General features: G+C 61.1%; 22 protein-coding genes. 21 read left to right on the top strand and 1 reads right to left on the bottom strand.

Features of this window, described 5'->3' with window-relative positions:
- The first annotated feature begins 25 nt into the window (after positions 1–25).
- The 13 genes from C7I85_RS26070 to C7I85_RS26010 all read left to right on the top strand — a co-directional run bounded on the left by C7I85_RS26070 (position 26) and on the right by C7I85_RS26010 (position 12,458).
- Entirely contained in the window at positions 26–556 is a 531-nt protein-coding gene (locus C7I85_RS26070; protein ID WP_106726927.1) for a hypothetical protein, read from the top strand.
- 3 nt (positions 557–559) lie between these two features.
- Positions 560–979: a phage pre-tape measure protein gene (locus tag C7I85_RS26065; RefSeq protein ID WP_106726926.1), complete on the top strand. Its 420-nt coding sequence runs from the start codon at positions 560–562 to the stop codon at positions 977–979.
- Positions 980–1,217: 238 nt separating this feature from the next.
- Positions 1,218–1,850 carry a DUF6441 family protein gene (locus tag C7I85_RS26060; RefSeq protein ID WP_146148968.1) on the top strand — a complete coding sequence of 211 codons (633 nt, stop codon included), beginning with the start codon at positions 1,218–1,220 and terminating at the stop codon, positions 1,848–1,850.
- Positions 1,851–1,854: 4 nt separating this feature from the next.
- Positions 1,855–4,881: a hypothetical protein gene (locus C7I85_RS26055; protein ID WP_106726924.1), complete on the top strand. Its 3,027-nt coding sequence runs from the start codon at positions 1,855–1,857 to the stop codon at positions 4,879–4,881.
- Positions 4,881–5,324, top strand: coding sequence for a hypothetical protein (locus C7I85_RS26050; protein ID WP_106726923.1), 444 nt, complete (start codon positions 4,881–4,883; stop codon positions 5,322–5,324). The genes C7I85_RS26055 and C7I85_RS26050 overlap by 1 nt, the downstream gene beginning before the upstream one ends.
- Before the next feature lie 3 nt (positions 5,325–5,327).
- Complete coding sequence (locus C7I85_RS26045; protein ID WP_106726922.1) at positions 5,328–7,094, top strand: hypothetical protein; 1,767 nt, start codon at positions 5,328–5,330, stop codon at positions 7,092–7,094.
- Positions 7,094–7,579 (top strand): hypothetical protein, encoded by a 486-nt coding sequence (locus C7I85_RS26040; protein ID WP_106726921.1) that lies wholly within the window; start codon positions 7,094–7,096, stop codon positions 7,577–7,579. The genes C7I85_RS26045 and C7I85_RS26040 overlap by 1 nt, the downstream gene beginning before the upstream one ends.
- The gene (locus C7I85_RS26035) at positions 7,576–8,262 is read left to right on the top strand and encodes a hypothetical protein (RefSeq protein WP_106726920.1); all 687 of its coding nucleotides are present in this window, start codon (positions 7,576–7,578) and stop codon (positions 8,260–8,262) included. Before C7I85_RS26040 ends, C7I85_RS26035 begins: the two co-directional genes overlap by 4 nt.
- Positions 8,259–8,822, top strand: a complete 564-nt coding sequence (locus tag C7I85_RS26030; RefSeq protein WP_106726919.1) for a hypothetical protein — start codon at positions 8,259–8,261, stop codon at positions 8,820–8,822. Before C7I85_RS26035 ends, C7I85_RS26030 begins: the two co-directional genes overlap by 4 nt.
- Positions 8,819–9,520 (top strand): hypothetical protein, encoded by a 702-nt coding sequence (locus C7I85_RS26025; protein WP_106726918.1) that lies wholly within the window; start codon positions 8,819–8,821, stop codon positions 9,518–9,520. Before C7I85_RS26030 ends, C7I85_RS26025 begins: the two co-directional genes overlap by 4 nt.
- Before the next feature lie 29 nt (positions 9,521–9,549).
- On the top strand, positions 9,550–9,855 hold the full coding sequence (locus C7I85_RS26020; protein ID WP_106726917.1) for a hypothetical protein: 306 nt from the start codon (positions 9,550–9,552) through the stop codon (positions 9,853–9,855).
- Positions 9,856–9,951: 96 nt separating this feature from the next.
- Complete coding sequence (locus C7I85_RS26015) at positions 9,952–11,427, top strand: hypothetical protein (RefSeq protein WP_106726916.1); 1,476 nt, start codon at positions 9,952–9,954, stop codon at positions 11,425–11,427.
- A complete protein-coding gene (locus tag C7I85_RS26010) occupies positions 11,427–12,458 on the top strand; it encodes a hypothetical protein (RefSeq protein WP_106726915.1) in 1,032 nt (343 codons plus the stop codon). Before C7I85_RS26015 ends, C7I85_RS26010 begins: the two co-directional genes overlap by 1 nt.
- 727 nt (positions 12,459–13,185) lie before the next feature.
- Here the strand turns inward: C7I85_RS26010 and C7I85_RS31195 are convergent.
- Positions 13,186–13,353 (bottom strand): hypothetical protein, encoded by a 168-nt coding sequence (locus C7I85_RS31195; protein WP_181257401.1) that lies wholly within the window; start codon positions 13,351–13,353, stop codon positions 13,186–13,188.
- Positions 13,354–13,416: 63 nt separating this feature from the next.
- On the opposite strand from C7I85_RS31195, the gene C7I85_RS26005 reads away from it, so the two are divergent.
- The 8 genes from C7I85_RS26005 to C7I85_RS25975 all read left to right on the top strand — a co-directional run bounded on the left by C7I85_RS26005 (position 13,417) and on the right by C7I85_RS25975 (position 17,426).
- Positions 13,417–14,502: an N-acetylmuramidase domain-containing protein gene (locus tag C7I85_RS26005; protein WP_106726914.1), complete on the top strand. Its 1,086-nt coding sequence runs from the start codon at positions 13,417–13,419 to the stop codon at positions 14,500–14,502.
- Positions 14,499–14,732, top strand: coding sequence for a hypothetical protein (locus C7I85_RS26000; RefSeq protein WP_106726913.1), 234 nt, complete (start codon positions 14,499–14,501; stop codon positions 14,730–14,732). The genes C7I85_RS26005 and C7I85_RS26000 overlap by 4 nt, the downstream gene beginning before the upstream one ends.
- Complete coding sequence (locus C7I85_RS31190; protein ID WP_428832904.1) at positions 14,722–14,892, top strand: hypothetical protein; 171 nt, start codon at positions 14,722–14,724, stop codon at positions 14,890–14,892. The genes C7I85_RS26000 and C7I85_RS31190 overlap by 11 nt, the downstream gene beginning before the upstream one ends.
- Positions 14,889–15,131 carry a hypothetical protein gene (locus C7I85_RS25995; protein WP_106726912.1) on the top strand — a complete coding sequence of 81 codons (243 nt, stop codon included), beginning with the start codon at positions 14,889–14,891 and terminating at the stop codon, positions 15,129–15,131. The genes C7I85_RS31190 and C7I85_RS25995 overlap by 4 nt, the downstream gene beginning before the upstream one ends.
- Positions 15,132–15,143: 12 nt before the next feature.
- Positions 15,144–16,178, top strand: a complete 1,035-nt coding sequence (locus tag C7I85_RS25990) for a hypothetical protein (RefSeq protein WP_106726911.1) — start codon at positions 15,144–15,146, stop codon at positions 16,176–16,178.
- A 61-nt stretch (positions 16,179–16,239) separates the two neighbouring features.
- Positions 16,240–16,461, top strand: coding sequence for a hypothetical protein (locus C7I85_RS25985; RefSeq protein ID WP_106726910.1), 222 nt, complete (start codon positions 16,240–16,242; stop codon positions 16,459–16,461).
- A gap of 168 nt (positions 16,462–16,629) precedes the next feature.
- The gene (locus C7I85_RS25980; protein WP_106726909.1) at positions 16,630–16,923 is read left to right on the top strand and encodes a hypothetical protein; all 294 of its coding nucleotides are present in this window, start codon (positions 16,630–16,632) and stop codon (positions 16,921–16,923) included.
- A complete protein-coding gene (locus tag C7I85_RS25975; protein WP_106726908.1) occupies positions 16,923–17,426 on the top strand; it encodes a hypothetical protein in 504 nt (167 codons plus the stop codon). The genes C7I85_RS25980 and C7I85_RS25975 overlap by 1 nt, the downstream gene beginning before the upstream one ends.
- Positions 17,427–17,589 lie beyond the last annotated feature (163 nt).

Raw genomic sequence — 17,589 nt, 5'->3', positions numbered from 1 at the left:
GGCTTTTCCTATTGGAGACATCCCAATGCCAGTTTCCCCCAATACGCTGAACTACTTCCAGGGCACCGGCCTCCTTGAGTGGACGCCGAAAGGCGGCGCCAAGCGCGACCTCGGCAACATCGTCGAGTGCGAGTTGACGCCAACGGTGGGCACGAAGAGAGAGCACAAGTCGTCGCGCAATGGCTCGAAAAAGACGGACAAGGTCCAGTACGACGACAAGTCCGTCACCATCCGCATCGTTCTCGATGAAATCACCGCCGAGAACCTGGGAATGATGATGATGTCGGACGTCGATGAGTCGACGGAAGGCAAGGTCATTCGCATCATGTCGAAGTCGATCATCGAAGGGGCGCTCACCTTCACCGGCACCAATGACGTCGGCAACAAGGTGCATGGTGACTTCCCGAACGTCTCATTCGGCCCCACCGGCTCCTTCAGCCCGATCTCTGGGGATGATTGGGGCCAGATCGAGATCACCGGCGACCTGCTGGCGACCGAGTACACCGACGGCACGTCCGACTTCGGCCGGATGACCATCGTGGATGCGGAGGAGTAATCCATGGCGGGTTTGCTTGATATCGCACCGGTTGCGGAGACCGTTACCGCTCTGGGCGAGAAGGTCGAAGTCTATGGCGTTTCCGCCAAGGGCGTCGCCGTGCTGCTTTCGCGCTTCCCCGAGTTGCGCATGCTGATAACGGGCAAGTCGGTCGACGTCGATCGGCTCATGGAAATGGGCGGCGATGCCGTTTCCGCGATCATCGCCGCCGGCTGCGGCTATCCAGGAAGTGAGCAGGCCGAGGCGATGGCAGATCGCATCGCCGTCGACGAGCAGGCCGATCTGCTGGCAGCGATCCTGAGGCTGACACTCCCAAAAGGCATGGGCCCCTTCGTCGAGAAGCTGACGGCGCTGGGGGCGGTTCTGGGCGCCGAGGGCGGAGCATCGCCAAAGGCGCGGGTTACGAAATCGCAGAAGCGATAGACACGCTCATCGCGGCCGGCCACCCGCCGGCTGCGGTGTGGGGTTACACCCCAAAACAGATTGCCGGCTTCCTGTTGTTTGCCGGCAAGCGGCGCAACCGCGAGAATGCGGAGCAGCTATCCATCGGCGCCTTGGCCGCGCGTGGCGATCCTCGCGAGGTCCAAAGGATCATCAAGATCTCCGAGAAGGACTAGGCTCGGCCATGGCGCGCGTCCGATACATCTATACGCCGGATGAGTTGCGCGCGGCTCTGATCGAGATCGATCGCCCGATCGCGGTTGCCGCAAAAGGCGCGATGCTGGAGTTCGCCGACAATGTGAAGCGAGAGGCTCGGGCAGACATTGCCCGGGCCGGCTTCGGCAAGCGGTGGCAAAACGCTTTCCGCGTTGATGTTTATCCGCAGGGCAGCAAGCGGGTTTCAAGCAAAGCTGCGGCACTGATCTATCACAAGATTCCGTACGCCGATGTTTTCGAGGCTGGCGCGACGATCCGCGGCAAGTCGAAACTCTGGATTCCACTCTCTTCGACCCCGAAGAAAGTCGGCTCCAAGCGCATGACGCCTAAGCTCTACACGCAGGCGTTCGGCCCGCTGGTGACCATGAACATCCGAGGAAAGACATTCCTCGGCGGGAAGGTATCGCTTTCCAAGGCCCAGGCGAAGAGTGGTCAGGTCGGCAAGGTCACGACAGCACGGCTCCGGAAGGGCGGACAGAAAAGCAATTCCGGAGCGACTCCGACGCGCACCGTGCCGCTGTTCATCGGTGTCGACAGCGTGAGCATCAAGAAGCGCTTCTCCATTCGCCAGATCACCGGCAGGGCGGCCGGACGCCTGGCCGAGCTCTACGCCAAACACCTGCTCATAAAGGACTGACGCGATGTCGGGACGACAGACCATTAAGCAGCGCATCGCCTTTGAAGGCGGCGAGGCGATGAAGGCGCAGCTGCAGGCGCTGGGCGACGTCGGTGAAAAGGCGTTCAAGAAGATTGGCGCGGCCACAAAGCAGGCTGATTTCGCCAAGCTAAGCGCTTCTCTCAGCCGCGTCGGGTCTGATCTCGCCACCGTTGGCCGTCGTCTGACACTCGCCTTCGGGGCAATCACGACGTCGGCCGGTGCTGCTGGTGTGGCGATGGTCGCGCTCGCGAGGAACAGTGCGCTTACGGTCACGGAGGCTGGAAAGGCAGCGGCGTCTGCTGGCCTCCAGATAGACGCATATGGCCGCTTGGCGTTCGCCGCCGAGGCCGCCTATGTCAGCCAGAGCGATTTTCAGGCAGGCATGAACCGCCTCAACAAGGAGTTAGGGGCGGCATTAGCCGGCAACAAAGCATCCGCCGACAAGTTCAAGATGCTCGGTATCGCCATTCGCGACGCCAATGGGAAGATCCGCCCGACAGAGGCGATTGTGCGGGATCTCGCGAGGGCCTTCGCGCGGATGCCGGACAGCGCCAGGAAGAGCGCCTTGGCGATGGAATTCTTCGGGAAGTCGGGCGCCAGCTTGATCCCGTTCCTGAACCAGGGCGCGGATGGGTTAAAGGAACTCGCCGACAAGGCCGAAAGGCTCGGCATCGTCTTCTCCCCCGACCAGCTGAAGATCGGCGATGCGCTGCGCACCGCGCTCGATGATATGGGCACCGCCGTCAAGGCCGCTCGCGTGCAGCTCGGACTGTTGTTCGCACCAGGAGTAACGCGCGCTGCCAATTCGCTACGCGACATGATCGTGAAGAACCGGCAGGCGATGCTGGATTTCGTCAGCCGCGCCGTCGAACCTGCAACCATCCTGATAAAGGATTTCGTGTCGGCCCTCACCGGCCGGGATGCCGACGTTCAAAACAAATGGATAATCGACTGGCGGGACGGGATTATCCAGTTCGGCAAGGATGCCTACAACGTTGCCAACAGCGTTGTTTTGCCCGCATTCAAGGCGATTCACGGGGCGGCCACTGGCGTCACTGAGGCGATTAACAAGCTGTTCGGCACCAATCTGACGGGCGGGCAGTTGCTTATCGGAGCCTCCCTGCTCAACCTGATTGGTGGGTTCAAACTACTCCGTTCCGGTATCATGCTGGCGGTCGAAGCTATCGCTCTGCTGGCGCGAGTTTTCTGGGCCAATCCATGGGCGTCCGTCATCGTCGGCATCGGCACCTTGATTGCGGGCTGGGCGACGCAGACAGGTGAAGCGACGCGAGCTTTGCAGGTCCACGAGGATTTGGTCGGCAAGGTCAGGGACGCTTACGACCAAGCCGGCCGCAAGGTCGCTGACATGACGCAGCAGATGAAGGATCAGGCTCTGATCCAGGCGCGTCTATCTTTGGAAGCTGCCAACAAGGGCCTCGATGCATCGATCAACGACGCGATCAATGCGATCGAACAGTTCGATGGCCTCCTGCCTCATGCAGCCGATAAGCTTTTTGAAGTGTTCAAGCAGTTCAAGAATACACGGGATGTGGAGGCGTTTCGCGAGGAGATTTCGAAACTCGGCGCGGCCAGCCCGGAGCTTGGCAAACTGGCGCAGCAGTTTCTTGATCTGACGGAGGCACCTCACAAGTTCGTTAAGGATGCAGCCGAAAGCGTCAACTGGATCAACGTAACGACCGGCGCGATCACTGACTCCCAGTTTGCCCAGCGTCAAGCTGCTCTTGGAATTGCCGGCTATGCTGGCGTGATCAAGCAGAGTGCTGACGAAATTAAGGGGGCCGGCGAAGCGGTCGCGCAGACCTCGGCCAAGGTCGAGGATCTCGGCAATACCATCACCGTCACCAAGTACGGCGCCAACGGGCCGGTCAAGCAGGTCTTCGAACTCGCCAACGGCGTTGCTCGTGCAGTCGATCAGTCAAAGGTGGCGTTGGATGACCTAAACACCAGCAGTGATGCAACGGGCCAGAAGATCAAGTCGGTCACAGATGGCGTCGCATCAGCGATCCGGTCATTGCCGGAAGAACTGCGCGGCCAGACGACGCCAGCGGAGGCTTTGACCGAAGGTCTCGACAAGGCCGGCGCCGATATCCAGCAGGTCGCGACCGAGATCACCATCGTCGCCGGTTCGGCTAAACAGGGGGTAGATGCCCTCGGCCAAAGTTGGGCGGACACGAACAAGCAGGCGGCGGATACCATCTCGGCCCTGCCGGACGGTGCCCGTGCTGCGGTGGATGGGCTGGCGACTGAGGTTGCCCGCATCCCGACCATCTTCGCGGATGTTCAGGGATCGTCGGGTCTTTCTGATGCCATCATGGAGCCGTTTCGGCAGCTTCCTGGCCAGATCGATGCAATCATGGCGGCGATCAAGGCGGCGGTGGAAGGCGGCTTCTCGGCCATCTCCAGCAACGTTCGGCAGATCGGCAGCGAGATCACGACGATGATCAATAGCATCATCGCCGCGCTTCGCCAGGCAGCCGCACAGGCCGCGAAGCTCCGCTCATCCGCCGCGTCGTCGTCTTCCTCGTCATCGCGCTCCGGTGGCAAGGGCTTTTCCCTCGGTGGCCGGGTGTGGGGGGCTGGCACGTCGACAAGCGACAGCATTCCTGCCTGGCTATCGAACGGCGAGTTCGTGGCGCGGGAAAGGGCGGTGTCCTTCTATGGTCCCGGCCTATTCCATGCCCTGAATAACCTGCAGCTCCCGAGGGACTTTCTCGACAAGATTAAGGGCTTCAACCTCGGCGGGCTGGTCAATGGCATCAGGTCGCGCCTGTCGAGCTTCAACATTCCGCAGTTTGCCAATGGTGGGCTCGTCAACGCCGCGCTTGCACCTGTCGCTGCCGCCTCGGGCCGTCCTGTTGTGCTGCAATTGCCCGGCGGACAGATGATCGCCGGATTTACCGGAACGGAAGATGCGATCTCGCAACTGCAGCGCCATGCTGCCGGTAAGGCGGTGACGTCCGCAGGACGCAAGCCGGGGTGGTACAAGTAATGTTCGAATCGACGCTTCTCCGGCTGTCACCCATCAGCGTGCCGCCATATTCGGCTCGGGGCATATCGCAGACGCTCGGGCCGATCGACAGCGCTTCGGCAATGCGCCGCACCGTCAACGGCAAGTTGATCGACCTGTCGTTTGCCGGCTTTCGCAAGTTCCGGTCATCCATCACCTGCACCGATCAGCAGCACCCCGCGCTCAGTGGCGTCTGGCCGGGCATGGAGCTCGTCGTCGACTGTGTGGCGGAACTGTCCTACCTCACGGCCGGCGGCGCCCCAGCGCGCCCTCTGGCGTCAACAACGGACGACGAGGCCATCCGTGTGGAAGGCGCATTCACCTTCTACCGCCCGCGCCTGGTCATGCTGGTGGCCGACTACAGCATCAGCACGGACGAATGGGGCGCCGAGGTCGGCTGGTCCCTCGATCTTGCAGAGGTCTAGCCCGTGTTTCATGTCGCTTGGGTTGATCCGTCCGAAACCACCTTCGGACCCGAACATGTGCGCGAGGATGAGGACGTCCTTGCGTTCGAAATCACCCACGCCGAGGGTGACTTCGCCAGCTTGGCGCTTGACATTCGCAACCCGCGGATTGGTCTTCTCGCGTCTGGTCGAGAGGTGTGGCTGTGGTTTTCCTGGACCGATGATGCAAACCCGGCCGGTGGGGCGCGAGAGCTGTTTCTTGGCCGTCTTGTAGGCGTGCCGGAGGCCATTCACGAAGACGCGGTCCGGCTGACCTTTACCGCTAGGCCGCAAGGTTTCGACGCCACCAAGGAGGCGCTGGCCGAAACGCTGAAGGTGCGGCCCTATTGGGATCCGATCTTCGTGCGCGAGGATCGCCGCGACGATCCAGACAGCGTTCTGGAGTCGCGCACCCAGCTTTGGCATATCGACCGCATCACCCACGACCTGACCGTGTCCGACATCCTTGCCGGGGAAGACGGTACGATCGAGGTCGGCGGCAACTTCTTCCGCGACAGCCTCGATGTGCGCCTTTCCTCGCCGCCAGCCCGGCAGGTTGAGGTCGAGGCCGAACTAAGCTGGGACCAGATCGCGGCCGGCAACATTGATCTGACCGCACGGTTGGCGAGAGCAGCGCGGGCAGCGGGTGCCGGCAACGGCTATTCGATCACCACGCTTACCGGCGAAGGGCTCATGCGCGACTGGCCGCAGGAAGGCCGGCGCATCGGCGGCGGCTGGGAGTTTGGCCCCTGCAGCGTCGAGCGGTTGGACGGGACTGTTTCGCCTCTGTCGTTCCAGAGTTTCGAGTGGTTCAATGGCGTGGCGAAGTTCCCGCTCTGGACCCTGAAGCCTGTACTCACTGCCCGGTATGACGTGACGCGCAAGCGGGTGGAGCGGGTGAAGTTTACGCTGCATGCCGACTGCCAAGCGTTGCTGACCGAGCCGGGTGACGAGGAGATCCTGAAAATCGCAGTTGCCAGCGATGATGTTGGCAATCCTGTCGATCCCGCCGACACCGATCATCCCGACGGCGTGATCCCGATCGGCGACCTGCGGCGGCGGGCCTATCTGCCGACCGAGCGCGGCCGGCGCAGCCTGGAATATCTGATCTGCCTGGCGCGCGCCCAGCTTCTGGTTCGGTCGCGGGCCGTCGAGATCAGCTTCGCCATGCCGTTCGAGGATGGGCTTGATCTGTCCTGCCGGAAGAATGCCAGCATCATCGACGATCGTCTTCCCGGCGGTCGGGCCAGCGGCAAGATCATCGCCTATTCACTGTCCGGTGACGGCGACAGTGGTGAGTTTTCGGCCTCGGTCACCATGGGTTGCACCATCGGCCGCGGCAACACGGTCACCACCGTTCCCGGCACGCCGAGCTACGTCGAAGAGGGCTATGTTGAGGATGGCTGGCAGGTTCGGGCGGATGCCACGGTAATGCCGATTGCCGGCGAGGTGACCTATGCTGAGTTCGGCAACATCGCGCCGAATGACGATGGCGTGGATTTCTTCAACCTTCGCGCCGACGACGTGATCCTAGACATCGCGGTTTACAACGGCGAGTCGATCCAGCGTGACGTGATTGCCGAGTTCCCGGGAGACCTGGAAGGGGCCAAGGAAGCGCTCAACGAGGTCTATACCGAAGTCTATTGCTCGCTGAAACCGCTCAAGGGCGGGCCGTTCGAGACCGAATATCCGATCACGGTTAGCGACCTAATGGCGCCGAAGACAATCGATCTCGAGGCGGGTGCGGTCTGATGGGTGAGTTTGCATCGAACCTCGGCATCAGTTCGGGCGGTGGCAGCAGCTACACGTCCACGAGGCCCAAATATCCGTCCATGTCCTTCGGCGGTCAGTCCGCACTGACCAGCACGCCGATCGAGAAGATCAATCGCACCGGCCTACCGGAAGATGTGCTGAAGCGGCTGGCGGCCAAGCGCCCCCCGGTCGTCGAGGATCTGGAGGCCGATTTCCGCTTCGGCAAGCCGGGGCAACTGGATGCCGAGGCGCCTAAGACGGTGAGCATTGTCGCCCAGACATCAAGCGACGAGAAGCCGGAAGACCCACCTGCGGATGCTATCATCAGGGACTACGACTTCGTGTCGCGCACCGTAGAAGTGGTGCGCGTCGAGAATCCAGATGATCCCGAACAGTACGTCATGAATGAACGGGATACGTCGGTCATGTTCCGCCAGCGCGACACCGGAGACTACATCCGGTTGAACATCAGCTATCCTCGATGACCGGCTACGGCTCTGCTTCCCAGCCGGTCAATCTCGGCCCGTTCCGGCGTATCGTCGAGGTGCATTGGCGCAAGGATGACCCATCTCCGACGCATCTGGCGGTGGCGTTGCGGGTCAGGCCGGTAAATGCGACTACCCCAGAACCCGGCGGGTTTGCGCCGTCATATTGGGGGCCGTCCTATCCGCCGCCGCCAGCGCCTGCCGCTGGCCCGCATCGCATCACTTTCTGGGACACTCACCTCTATTATGAAGGGCGCGGCTGGAAGCCGATACTCTTCGATATCGAGGTGAACGGACTTCCTGACTACGGCGACATCAATCTGGAAACCCTCCAGGTGCATTGGTATTGGCCGCCATATGATCCAACCGTCGATACCTTTCGGTGGCGCAATCCGACTGGCGAGGCGATCATGCCGCTGCCGCGCGATGGCGGCATCTCGTTCCTTGCTGGGGCGCCGTCGATCGATGGCTATCTCAGCGGTGCGCTCATTGCCGAGCGCCAAGTGATAACGCCGACGACAGCCGTGCTGAGTGGGCGGACATTTAATTTCGTCGGTGCTGCTGCCCGACACAATTTCCCGGGCATCGGTGTGGGAAATACCCTTATCGAAGGACCTGGTGGCGGCGATAGCTTCGAAATGTGGCTGCTGTTCCAATACGAACCGCCTGAAGGTGATTCATGACTGAAGTCTACCGCACTGACGGGCCTTGGGGGCTCGGCAAGGGAAGCAACCTGACCCCGGGCGAGGTCGACGCGAATTTCTGGGGCCTGACCCAGCGGGTCGCCGAACTCCTTGCTGACATCCCTGCGCCGGTGAACATCTCCAATATCGATGTCTCTGGCACTCAAATGAAGATATTTCTGGAGGATGGGCGTCAGTTCGGACCCTTCACCTTGCCCCAGGCCAACTTCCGGCCGAGCGTCGTGGGGCTGGTGGCCGCGGCGACATTTGCTCCGGTGCTGACCGACAGCAACTGCTACAAGCGCTGCACCAATGCCGGCGGCTGTGTCGTCACCGTTCCGACGAATGCCAGCGTTGCCTTTACGGTCGACACCGAAATCTCTTTCCGGCAGGTCGCCGACGGGCCGGTGAGCTTCATTGGCGCAGCGGGCGTGCTCATCCATCCAGTTCGCGGCTTCCTGCACCAGACGGCACAACAGGGCGCCACCGTGAGTTTGAAGAAGGTGGCGACTAACGAATGGGAAGTCACCGGCTGGCTTGCCCCGGAGCCGGAAGAATGATCCCGGCTCTTTCCGCGCAGATGATGAACGGCTTGGGCGGCGGCGATCCGGGCTGGATACCGGAAGGGGCAGTCGCCCATCTCAATTTCATCGGCGGGAATTACTTCGCCGGCGGGCAGAGCAGGACGGTCGACACGATCTTGGGCGGCGCGTTCCTCCCTGTGTCCATTGACCCGTCGATGGGCATGTATGTCGACAACACCAGCCCCAACCGGCCGAACGCAATTGGCCCGCTGTTCGATGACATTGCAGCGGGCCTCGCGGCGGGTTGCACGGTGGTCTTCGAGATCCAGTTCCAGGACGACCCATATGGCTCGTTCATCCATCTCATGGATGCCGCTGGCGCGAATGCTGCGACGGAATGGGTCTCCGGCACTATTTTCGGCGGTGCCGCCTATGTTCAGGATCAAGAAGACATCGAGCTCAGCGCTGGCGCCGGTTCGCTGACCACGGCAGGCCTACACAAGATCGCGTTCACCTTCGCCCGTCGGGCTGATGGAGATTTCGAATATGCCGTCTCGAGCGATGGCAGTGTCGCCGAGACCATGACCGTCGACTACGCGCCTTTGTCGCCCGTCAACACGATTACGCTTTTCCACGATGGCGACGACACCAGCATCTTGGATGATGCCTGGGTTCACTCGATCACGCTCTATCCGGCAGTCGCACCTGCCGGCCTCCCAGCCCTCACTGCCTGACCCCATTCACATCGCAACAGGAGTAGCCCATGGCCACGCTGGTCATCACCTATTCGTGCATTGATGCCTCCCGCCATTACGTTGCCCCTGTGGCGCGCGGTGCGAGCGTCAGGACTGAAACCGTCACCATGCCCGGCAACGGCACCCTTTCGGCGAAGGCGCCGGAGGAGATCGTCGAGCTCCTGGCCGATGTCGACTGTTGGGTGGCGATCGGCGCCACGCCGACGGTCTCGGCCCTGCCAGACGGCACGCGGGCCGCGCGCAAACTGGCCGCCGGCATGCCCTATCAGTTCAATGTCTCGGCCGGCGAAAAAGTGGCCGTGGCGGCAGCGTGATGCGCGGGCTCTCCCTCGGCCTCGGTCTCGGCCTGACAAGGCCGCCGGCCGCCGGCACTCCGCCCAATCCATCCTCCTGAACGCTGTAGGATAATCATGCTCGGTCTGACATTAGGGCTCGGCTGCGCTCGCGGCGGAGGTCGAAAGAATCCGCCCGAAAACCTGGCTTCGCCGCAGATCGCAGGCACGCCTTACGTTGGCAAGAAGCTGGCGGCCAATACAGGCCAATGGGACGGCAAGGGCTCCAGCATCGACAGCTTTGCCTTTCAGTGGCGCCGCGATGGCGTCGAGATCGATGGCGCGAATGCCGCGACCTATCAGCCGACAGAGGCCGAACAAGGCTTCGGGATGCGCGTGGCCGTCACTGCCATCTCGGCAGGCGGGCAGGCCACGGCGATATCAGAGCCGACGGATGCCGTTGTTCCAGCGCTCTCGGGAATCGCGCTCTCCACTGACACAGCGCGACAGGATGCGGCGCTCGGCCTGATCGCCACCATGTTCATGATCGGCGGCAAGGACCCGGCGGCGAGCTTTGCCATTGTCTCTGATCCCGGCGGAAAGTTGACCATCAAGAACGGCAAGGAGTTGCACCTTGCCTTGGCTTTCTCGGCTAGTGGTAGCTATCCTTTCCGGCTCAAGGTGACAGATGCCTGGGGCACGTCCTGTCAGCAGGATTTCGCGCTGACCATTCAGGCGGTCGATACACCACCACCAGTAGACCCCGGAATCGGCGGCGACGGTGGCGAGATCATCGTGCCAAACCCAACGGACCCGGAGACCGACAGCGGTGGTTATGAAAGCCCCCCGGTCCAGCAGGTCACGCAAGACGGCCTGAAGATCACCGGCAAGAACGGCGGCTCGGCCACCTTCCTGCGCGATTGGGACATTCCCAAGCCAGGCTCTGTCTACATCATGAAGTACCAGGCCGACTGGTCTGGCATGAACAAGCAGGGCCGAGAGGCGGCGATCGGCTTCGCCTTCAAGTCCGGCAACAACTTCCACATGGTGGGCTTGCGCGGCGACGGTGCCAATCCGGCCAAGATGCTGCGGTCGAAGATCTACGGCGATTTCCGCAAGGCAAACCAGTTCACCGCCACCAATGACGGCCTAGCCGCTCACGGCGCCAAGGACGGGCCGAACTGGTTGAAGCTGGCGATTTCCTCCAACGGCAAGACCTACGCGCTGTCATCTTCGGCGGATGGGGTGACATGGGGCGTGGAATACACCGCCGCCGTGCCGGTCCCGCTCGCCGATCCCGTGTCGGCTCTGCAGTTCGGCCCCGGCGGCTATTTCACCAATTCGGACAAGGGCGTCTTCGCGATCACCATCAACCGGTTCGAGGATCTGGGCTTCCCGGTCTCGGCGAATGCCGCAGTGAACACCCAGACCTATGCCGAAATCATCGCCAAGCAGCCGGGCCGAGTTCGCAACACTCAAAGCTATGCCGAAATCATCGCCAAGCAGCCCGGCAGGCTCCGCAACACCCAGACCTATGCGGAAGTCGTGGCGAAATATCCGGGCGTTGTTCGCAAGACCCAGACCTATGTCGAGATCATAAGGAGCGTTACCTAATGTACAGATTTGCGGACGGATTCGACAGCTGCGCGGCAACGGCCGACCTCGCCAACAAGGGCTGGACTATCGGCACAGGCTGGACATGGAACGGCAGCGAGGGCGTCAACGGCGGCGGGTGTATCAAGAACACCGGCGCGGCTGGTAATTTGATCACCAAGTCCTATCGGACATCCTCGAATGCCACGACCGTCACCTATCACATGTTTTGGGTGAAGATCTCCAGCGCGCCATCCAGCGCACAGGCTTTCATGCTGTTCACCGATGATGTAGGCACCCTCACCGGCGGGCTAGCGGTCGGGTCCGATGGGACGCTTGGCCTAGCGACATCCGCGACCGTCATAGGCAGCGTTTCGACCGCAAATATCTGCGACAACTCCTGGCATCACATCGAGGTTTCGTTGTCAAAGTCCAATGCCATTACGCTTGGATCCTATTCCGTCTGGGTTGATGGCACACAGGTGCTCACCGGTGTTGTTGGCGGGCCAAATACCTCAAACAACGGCACGGCGCGGATCAGCTATCGCTCCATCGGCGCGGCTATCATAGTGGACGACACGTTTACCTGGGACAACGTCGCCGGCTCCGGCCCGACTACATCGCCAATTGGCGTTCGCCAGATTGACACGCTGCGCCCGAACGCAGCTGGCGATAGTGCAGCTATGCAGCGCTTCGGCGCGGCAACAAACTGGCAGGCGGTGGCCGAGACCGCGGCGGATGGGGATACGTCCTATGTCTATACCGGTACGTCCGGCACCATAGACCTGTACAACTTCGCCGACCTTGCAACGACGCCGACGACGATCACGGCGGTGGTCGTGAATAGCCACGTGCGAGCCGAAGGTGGCGGCACAATCAACGTCCGTGCCAAGGCCAAGCGCTCTACCTCGACCGCAAACGGCGACACGGTGGAGATCGGCGGCACCGCCTACCGCAACATCCAGCAGGCTTTCATGACGGACCCGAGCACCTCGGCCGCTTGGACCGCAGCCGGCGTCAACGCCGCGCAAATAGGGCTGGAAGTCGTCTAACACTTGCGGAAACCGGAAAGTGGTTGCCTTCGCCTAACACAAATGGACGTGCTGGCTTATCCTACGATCGCGTTGTGCCGCTCGGCATCTTTCGGCAACTATTAATCGCTGCCCCCCGAAGCAGCATGAGACTCGGAGCCAGTCGCTTGCCCGTCAGCTGCAGACCGGTTCCGGGTCTCATCCCCTCATCGGCAAAACCGATCATAATCAGCAAGGTGGCCCGACCTCCTGCAAGGCTAGGGGGTGTGGGGGGCCTGCGAAAAGCCGGGCCTGCCCCGATTGGGTGAATCGAGGCTCGACATTCATAGCAGCGGCAAGATCGCAGCAGACGGACTCTTTCACAGAATTAACAGCAACAATCACGCCTCACAGCGGTCACAGTCGATTCCGTGGCATTCAGCTACGGCATGCCGACCGGTGCAATGAGGTAGATCGCGAGTAGAGCGATCAAGGCGATGCAAACCAGCAGCAGAATGTGGCGAGTGTTCATGCGCCAGTAGTAGCGCCGATTCACGCGTAAGAACACGCATTGTCAGTTGCTGGGTTCGGGCTCACCGCAAAAGCAAGTTGGCCCGGCCTCCTGCAGAAGTGTGGCTTGTGGGTCTGCGAGGGCCGGGCCTGACCCGACGGTGGTCGGGGATTAGGGACTTATACCAGCTCCAACAACGCTGCGCCGCACCAGCCCCAACGTAACCTTAACCGGTAACGATCACGCGCCACGGTGGCGTCATTCCACTCTTTGCGGGACGTCACCTGACTTCGTGACAGCCGACATGCGGTCCCCACCCATGGATAGCAGTGCCCAGACGATGAAGACCGCCACGATTCCTAGCATGATCCAGTAGGGCCAGCGGCGGTAGCCATCGTCGCGTTCGGGGTCTGGCTTCGGGTTCATTGAACCTCCTTCGCCTGAATCTATTCCGCCCCACACAACCTTCAATCACCGCAAGGACATGCCATGTTCGACCAGCAGACCGTGAACGCGGTGCGGGCCCATGCCACGCGCCTCAATGTCGAGGATGCCATTCTGTTCGCCGTGATCGAGATCGAGAGCGACGGGCGGACCTTCGAACTGATCAAGGGCCGCAAGGAACCGCTGATCCGCTGGGAGGGGCACTATTTCGACCAGCGCCTGACCGGCGACGAACGCGACGAGGCACGCAGAAAGGGACTGGCCAGCCCGCGCGCCGGGGCGATCAAGAATCCGGCCTCGCAGGTCAAGCGCTGGCAGATGCTGGTCGACGCCTCGCGCATCAACCGACAAGCAGCCTACGAGAGCGCCAGCTACGGCGTCGGCCAGGTCATGGGCGCCCACTGGCAGAAGCTGCGGTTCGCCTCGGTCGACGCGCTTGTCGCCAAGGCGCGCGAGAGCGTCGCCGGGCAGGTCGAGATCATGGTGCGCTACATCGAAGCCTTCGGGCTGGTCGACGAATTGCAGCGCAAGGACTTTTCCGCCTTCACCCGCGGCTACAACGGCCCGGCCGGCATCAAGGACGGCTACCACCTGCGGATGGCCAAGGCCTATGCGAGCAAGACTGGAAAGGCTCCTGCCTCGGTCGCCTCCGGCATGCTGCGCATGGGCTCGCAGGGCGCCAAGGTGCGCGAACTGCAGGGCCTCCTGGTCCGCGCCGGTTATCCGGTGAAGGTCGACGGCGATTATGGCCCGACCACCAAGAAGGCGGTGATGGCCTTCCAGAAGGCGCGCGGCCTGACGATCGACGGTGTGGCCGGTCCCGAGACCATGCGCGCGCTGGCGCAGTTCAAGGCGGCACCCAGCGAGGCCGTAGGCTCCATCCCCGCCCAAGATGTGCAGGAGGTGCGTAGCGCCACCAAGGGCGGCGGTCTTGTCATCGCGGCCATTGCAGTTCGTGATCAGGTCACCGAGGCCGCAGGCCATCTGCTCGGCCTTGACGCAGAGATCGCCAAGACGGCCGCCAACGCCATGCTGACAGGTGCCAGCCTCATCGGCGTCGGCCTAACCCTCTATGGCATCTGGGGCTGGTGGAAGAGCCGTCAGACCCATGAGGGGGACGTGTCGGCATGAAAGGCTACATCATCGCTGGCGCTGCGGTCGCGGCCGTCCTCCTCCTGACCTTCACCCATTGGCAAGCCTATCGCACTGGCCGCTCGATCGAGCAGGTCAAGTTCATCCAGAAAATCAACTTGGAGAACACCAATGCGGGTAATGCGGCTGAGAAATGGCGCGGTGATCTGCGTCGCTGCAATGATGCTAGTGGCCTGTTCGACTTCGCAACCGGTTCCTGTGACCGCTGACGGCCTGCGCAAGGTCGTGGGGACATCGCTGATCGGCGCCAAGGGCGCGACGCCGGCCGACCAACTCAAGATCGACGAGACGGCGGCGGGTCTCTGCGGTGCCGGCGTCTGGTCGGCCAGCGAATGCGCCAGACACGGCCGGGAGGGCAGAGGATCATGAAGTTCGATCCCACCATCAACCTCGGCCATGTCCTGACCATCCTTGCCTTGGTCGGCTCGGTCTTCGTTGCCTACAGCCGCCTCGTCATCACGATCGAAAACCACGAGATGCGGATTTCCGTGGTCGAGAAGGGCGCCGATCGCGATGCGCAGGTGCAGCAGCAGATCCTCAACACGCTGACGACGATCCGCGAGGATATTGCCACGCTGAAGGCGCAGCAAAACGCGCGGCTACAGTAGGAGGGCGGGCAGATGGCCAACCCCGACGGTGTGACCAAGACCGACCCCGACGATCTCCTCCGAATCCGCCAGCTTCTCCCAGAGTTCACCCGCCTCGACCAGTCCGTGAATTACAACGGTCTGGCGAAAGCTGCCGGCATGAACCGGATGACAGCCAGGCGGCGGATCCAGATGATCGTGGAAGCCGACAGGAAGACCAATCAGGAGGCGTACACCCCTGACGTCGAGCCGGACACCTTCAAGGCGCGTGCCCGCGTCAGGGCCTTCAATCCGAACGTCGTCAAAGACATCCCGGCCCGCAAGGTGATCGCCATTGGCGACCTGCATATCAAGCCGGGCATGGATTTCGAGCACATGCGCTGGATCGGCCGCCACGTTGCGGCAAAGCGGCCAGACAACGTGGTTCAAATCGGCGACTGTTTCGACATCGGGAGTTGCGAGTTCCACAGCGCTCCCGGCTCTGCCGGCCAGCTAGAGCGCCCATCCTTCCAAGACGATATCGGAGCCGGCGAGGAAGCCTTCGACATCTACCATTCCGAGGTTGCTGCTGGCGAAATCCCCCATGACGAGATCCTCGGCAACCACGAGTTCCGTGTCTGGCGGCTCGAGGAGTTGGCGCCGAACCTTGCCGGGACGCTCACGCTGCAGCTGGAACAGTTCTTCGCGCGCTACCGATGGCGCACGACGCCATATCGGCATTGGCTGTTCCTTGAGGGCGTCGGCTTCACCCATGTCCCTCACTCGATCATGGGTAAGCCTATCGGCGGTCGCTACCCAGAAAACACGATCGGCAACCAAGCCACGCATTCCATCGTATTCGGACACACCCACCGCAACAACCACGTCACGGTGCCGAAGATCGGCATCAACAACTCGATCACGATCACCAATCTCGGCAGCGCCATGCCGTACGGCTACACGCCGAAATACACGGACGGCGCCACCACCGGCTACACCTACGGCATTCACGAGCTCCGGCTGCGTGGTGGCCGCGTCGAGTCGGACAAGTTTATCTCGATGCTGGAGCTTGAAGAGCTCTACGCGTGAACTGGCTGCTGTTCCTGCTCATCCGCTGGAACATCCATAGATACGAGACCAAGAGGCGTAGATGAACCGTTGCCTCATGCTGCCGCGGGTATGGCAGCCGCGTGATCCAGAAACCGTATGCACCCGAATCCAAACAGAAGGACCGAGCGTCTATTTCGAGATCACGCTGACGCCAGAAGAGGCCGAGGCCTACGCGCTCGATCTGCTGGTTGATGCTCGCCGGGCGAAGGGGGCCCGAGCATCGAGGGAGTGGATAGAGAAGATTGCGCAACAGCCGCACTGATGTGGTGAGCCGGCGACCGAAATCGTGAGCCATGTTTGCTTGTCGGCGACTGCCGCAATAATCAAATTGTTGTCAAATATAAAATTTCGACCAGTTGGCAATTGCACTTACAATATCTATAGATTTCCCGTTTCAGATGGGCGAATCTTTCCTTTGCGCACTTTCCTTATGAAAGCCGGACTTCAATTTGTGGCCGCGGCTGGCTCGGTCCAGGTTCTCTCTTGGCTGTTCGGTTTCGCCGACGAGCTAACGAAATTTCTAGTCGAACACCGTGATTTGACGGTGTTGGGAATTATTTTGTATTTTGGCATTTACTATATTTGCTACGATGTCACATATCGCGCTGAAAAGTTGCGCTATAATGAGCGTTTGAAGGGTACACCGCTGCGCCGGATTCCAGTGAGCAAAACGAGGAATCCGAATATTGTAGGCGCGGGAAAGCGGAGAAGGGATGCCGTTTGATGTCTACAATCGCGATTGTCACCATAGTGGCTGTATTTTGCTATCCGGTTGTTAGCGCCATAATTCTTAAGCTAACGCAACGTACTCGGGACGAGTTTGCGGACTTGGTACGCAGTGTTCTTGCCGATCCTACAGTGGCTGAGGATCAGAAAGTTTTCGTCAGCTCCTTGGTCGATGACGTCTTCGATTGGCGGTTTATGCTTATTGCTGCGGTCGTCTTCCCGTTCGTCGTGTTAACCGATCGCGTACGAAAAGATATGACTGAGGAAGATCGCCGATTTTTTGCGAGAGAAGATGCTCGTCGGCTGATAGGACTGCACATGAAGGCAGTGATGGCTGCTTCGCCAATATTTACATTATTGTTCGCTATAACCTCTGGTCTGGCACTTTTGATTCGTGTGTTCTCAGTCGGGATGTCGATGGTGGTCCTGACGTGGGTTGACACCGCAAAAAGCGTCTCTCCGACGGTTGGCCACCACACATTTAGGCGTATCGCAGGATAGGCTTATCTCGGTGCAATTCACTTCAGAGCCCGTCGTCTCACCCGAGGCGGCGGGCTTCTCTTTTGGGGCGGGAACTGTCAAGCGCAAGAAAGTACCCCGGATAGCAAGCTCCAGGCTCTAACGATGAGCACAAAGGATCGTGTCAGCAATTCAGGTGCTGCCG

Origin of the sequence: Pseudaminobacter soli (ex Li et al. 2025) (assembly GCF_003012705.1) — a bacterium.
GTDB lineage: Bacteria > Pseudomonadota > Alphaproteobacteria > Rhizobiales > Rhizobiaceae > Pseudaminobacter > Pseudaminobacter soli.
This window is presented reverse-complemented; position numbering and strand designations above follow the sequence as displayed.

Coding starts and splice junctions, on each gene's coding strand:
- C7I85_RS26070 (WP_106726927.1), top strand. CDS start 26: ATGCCAGTTTCCCCCAATACGCTGAACTACTTCCAGGGCACCGGCCTC.
- C7I85_RS26065 (WP_106726926.1), top strand. CDS start 560: ATGGCGGGTTTGCTTGATATCGCACCGGTTGCGGAGACCGTTACCGCT.
- C7I85_RS26055 (WP_106726924.1), top strand. CDS start 1,855: ATGTCGGGACGACAGACCATTAAGCAGCGCATCGCCTTTGAAGGCGGC.
- C7I85_RS26050 (WP_106726923.1), top strand. CDS start 4,881: ATGTTCGAATCGACGCTTCTCCGGCTGTCACCCATCAGCGTGCCGCCA.
- C7I85_RS26040 (WP_106726921.1), top strand. CDS start 7,094: ATGGGTGAGTTTGCATCGAACCTCGGCATCAGTTCGGGCGGTGGCAGC.
- C7I85_RS26035 (WP_106726920.1), top strand. CDS start 7,576: ATGACCGGCTACGGCTCTGCTTCCCAGCCGGTCAATCTCGGCCCGTTC.
- C7I85_RS26030 (WP_106726919.1), top strand. CDS start 8,259: ATGACTGAAGTCTACCGCACTGACGGGCCTTGGGGGCTCGGCAAGGGA.
- C7I85_RS26025 (WP_106726918.1), top strand. CDS start 8,819: ATGATCCCGGCTCTTTCCGCGCAGATGATGAACGGCTTGGGCGGCGGC.
- C7I85_RS26020 (WP_106726917.1), top strand. CDS start 9,550: ATGGCCACGCTGGTCATCACCTATTCGTGCATTGATGCCTCCCGCCAT.
- C7I85_RS26015 (WP_106726916.1), top strand. CDS start 9,952: ATGCTCGGTCTGACATTAGGGCTCGGCTGCGCTCGCGGCGGAGGTCGA.
- C7I85_RS26010 (WP_106726915.1), top strand. CDS start 11,427: ATGTACAGATTTGCGGACGGATTCGACAGCTGCGCGGCAACGGCCGAC.
- C7I85_RS31195 (WP_181257401.1), bottom strand. CDS start 13,353: ATGAACCCGAAGCCAGACCCCGAACGCGACGATGGCTACCGCCGCTGG.
- C7I85_RS26005 (WP_106726914.1), top strand. CDS start 13,417: ATGTTCGACCAGCAGACCGTGAACGCGGTGCGGGCCCATGCCACGCGC.
- C7I85_RS26000 (WP_106726913.1), top strand. CDS start 14,499: ATGAAAGGCTACATCATCGCTGGCGCTGCGGTCGCGGCCGTCCTCCTC.
- C7I85_RS25995 (WP_106726912.1), top strand. CDS start 14,889: ATGAAGTTCGATCCCACCATCAACCTCGGCCATGTCCTGACCATCCTT.
- C7I85_RS25990 (WP_106726911.1), top strand. CDS start 15,144: ATGGCCAACCCCGACGGTGTGACCAAGACCGACCCCGACGATCTCCTC.
- C7I85_RS25985 (WP_106726910.1), top strand. CDS start 16,240: ATGAACCGTTGCCTCATGCTGCCGCGGGTATGGCAGCCGCGTGATCCA.
- C7I85_RS25980 (WP_106726909.1), top strand. CDS start 16,630: ATGAAAGCCGGACTTCAATTTGTGGCCGCGGCTGGCTCGGTCCAGGTT.
- C7I85_RS25975 (WP_106726908.1), top strand. CDS start 16,923: ATGTCTACAATCGCGATTGTCACCATAGTGGCTGTATTTTGCTATCCG.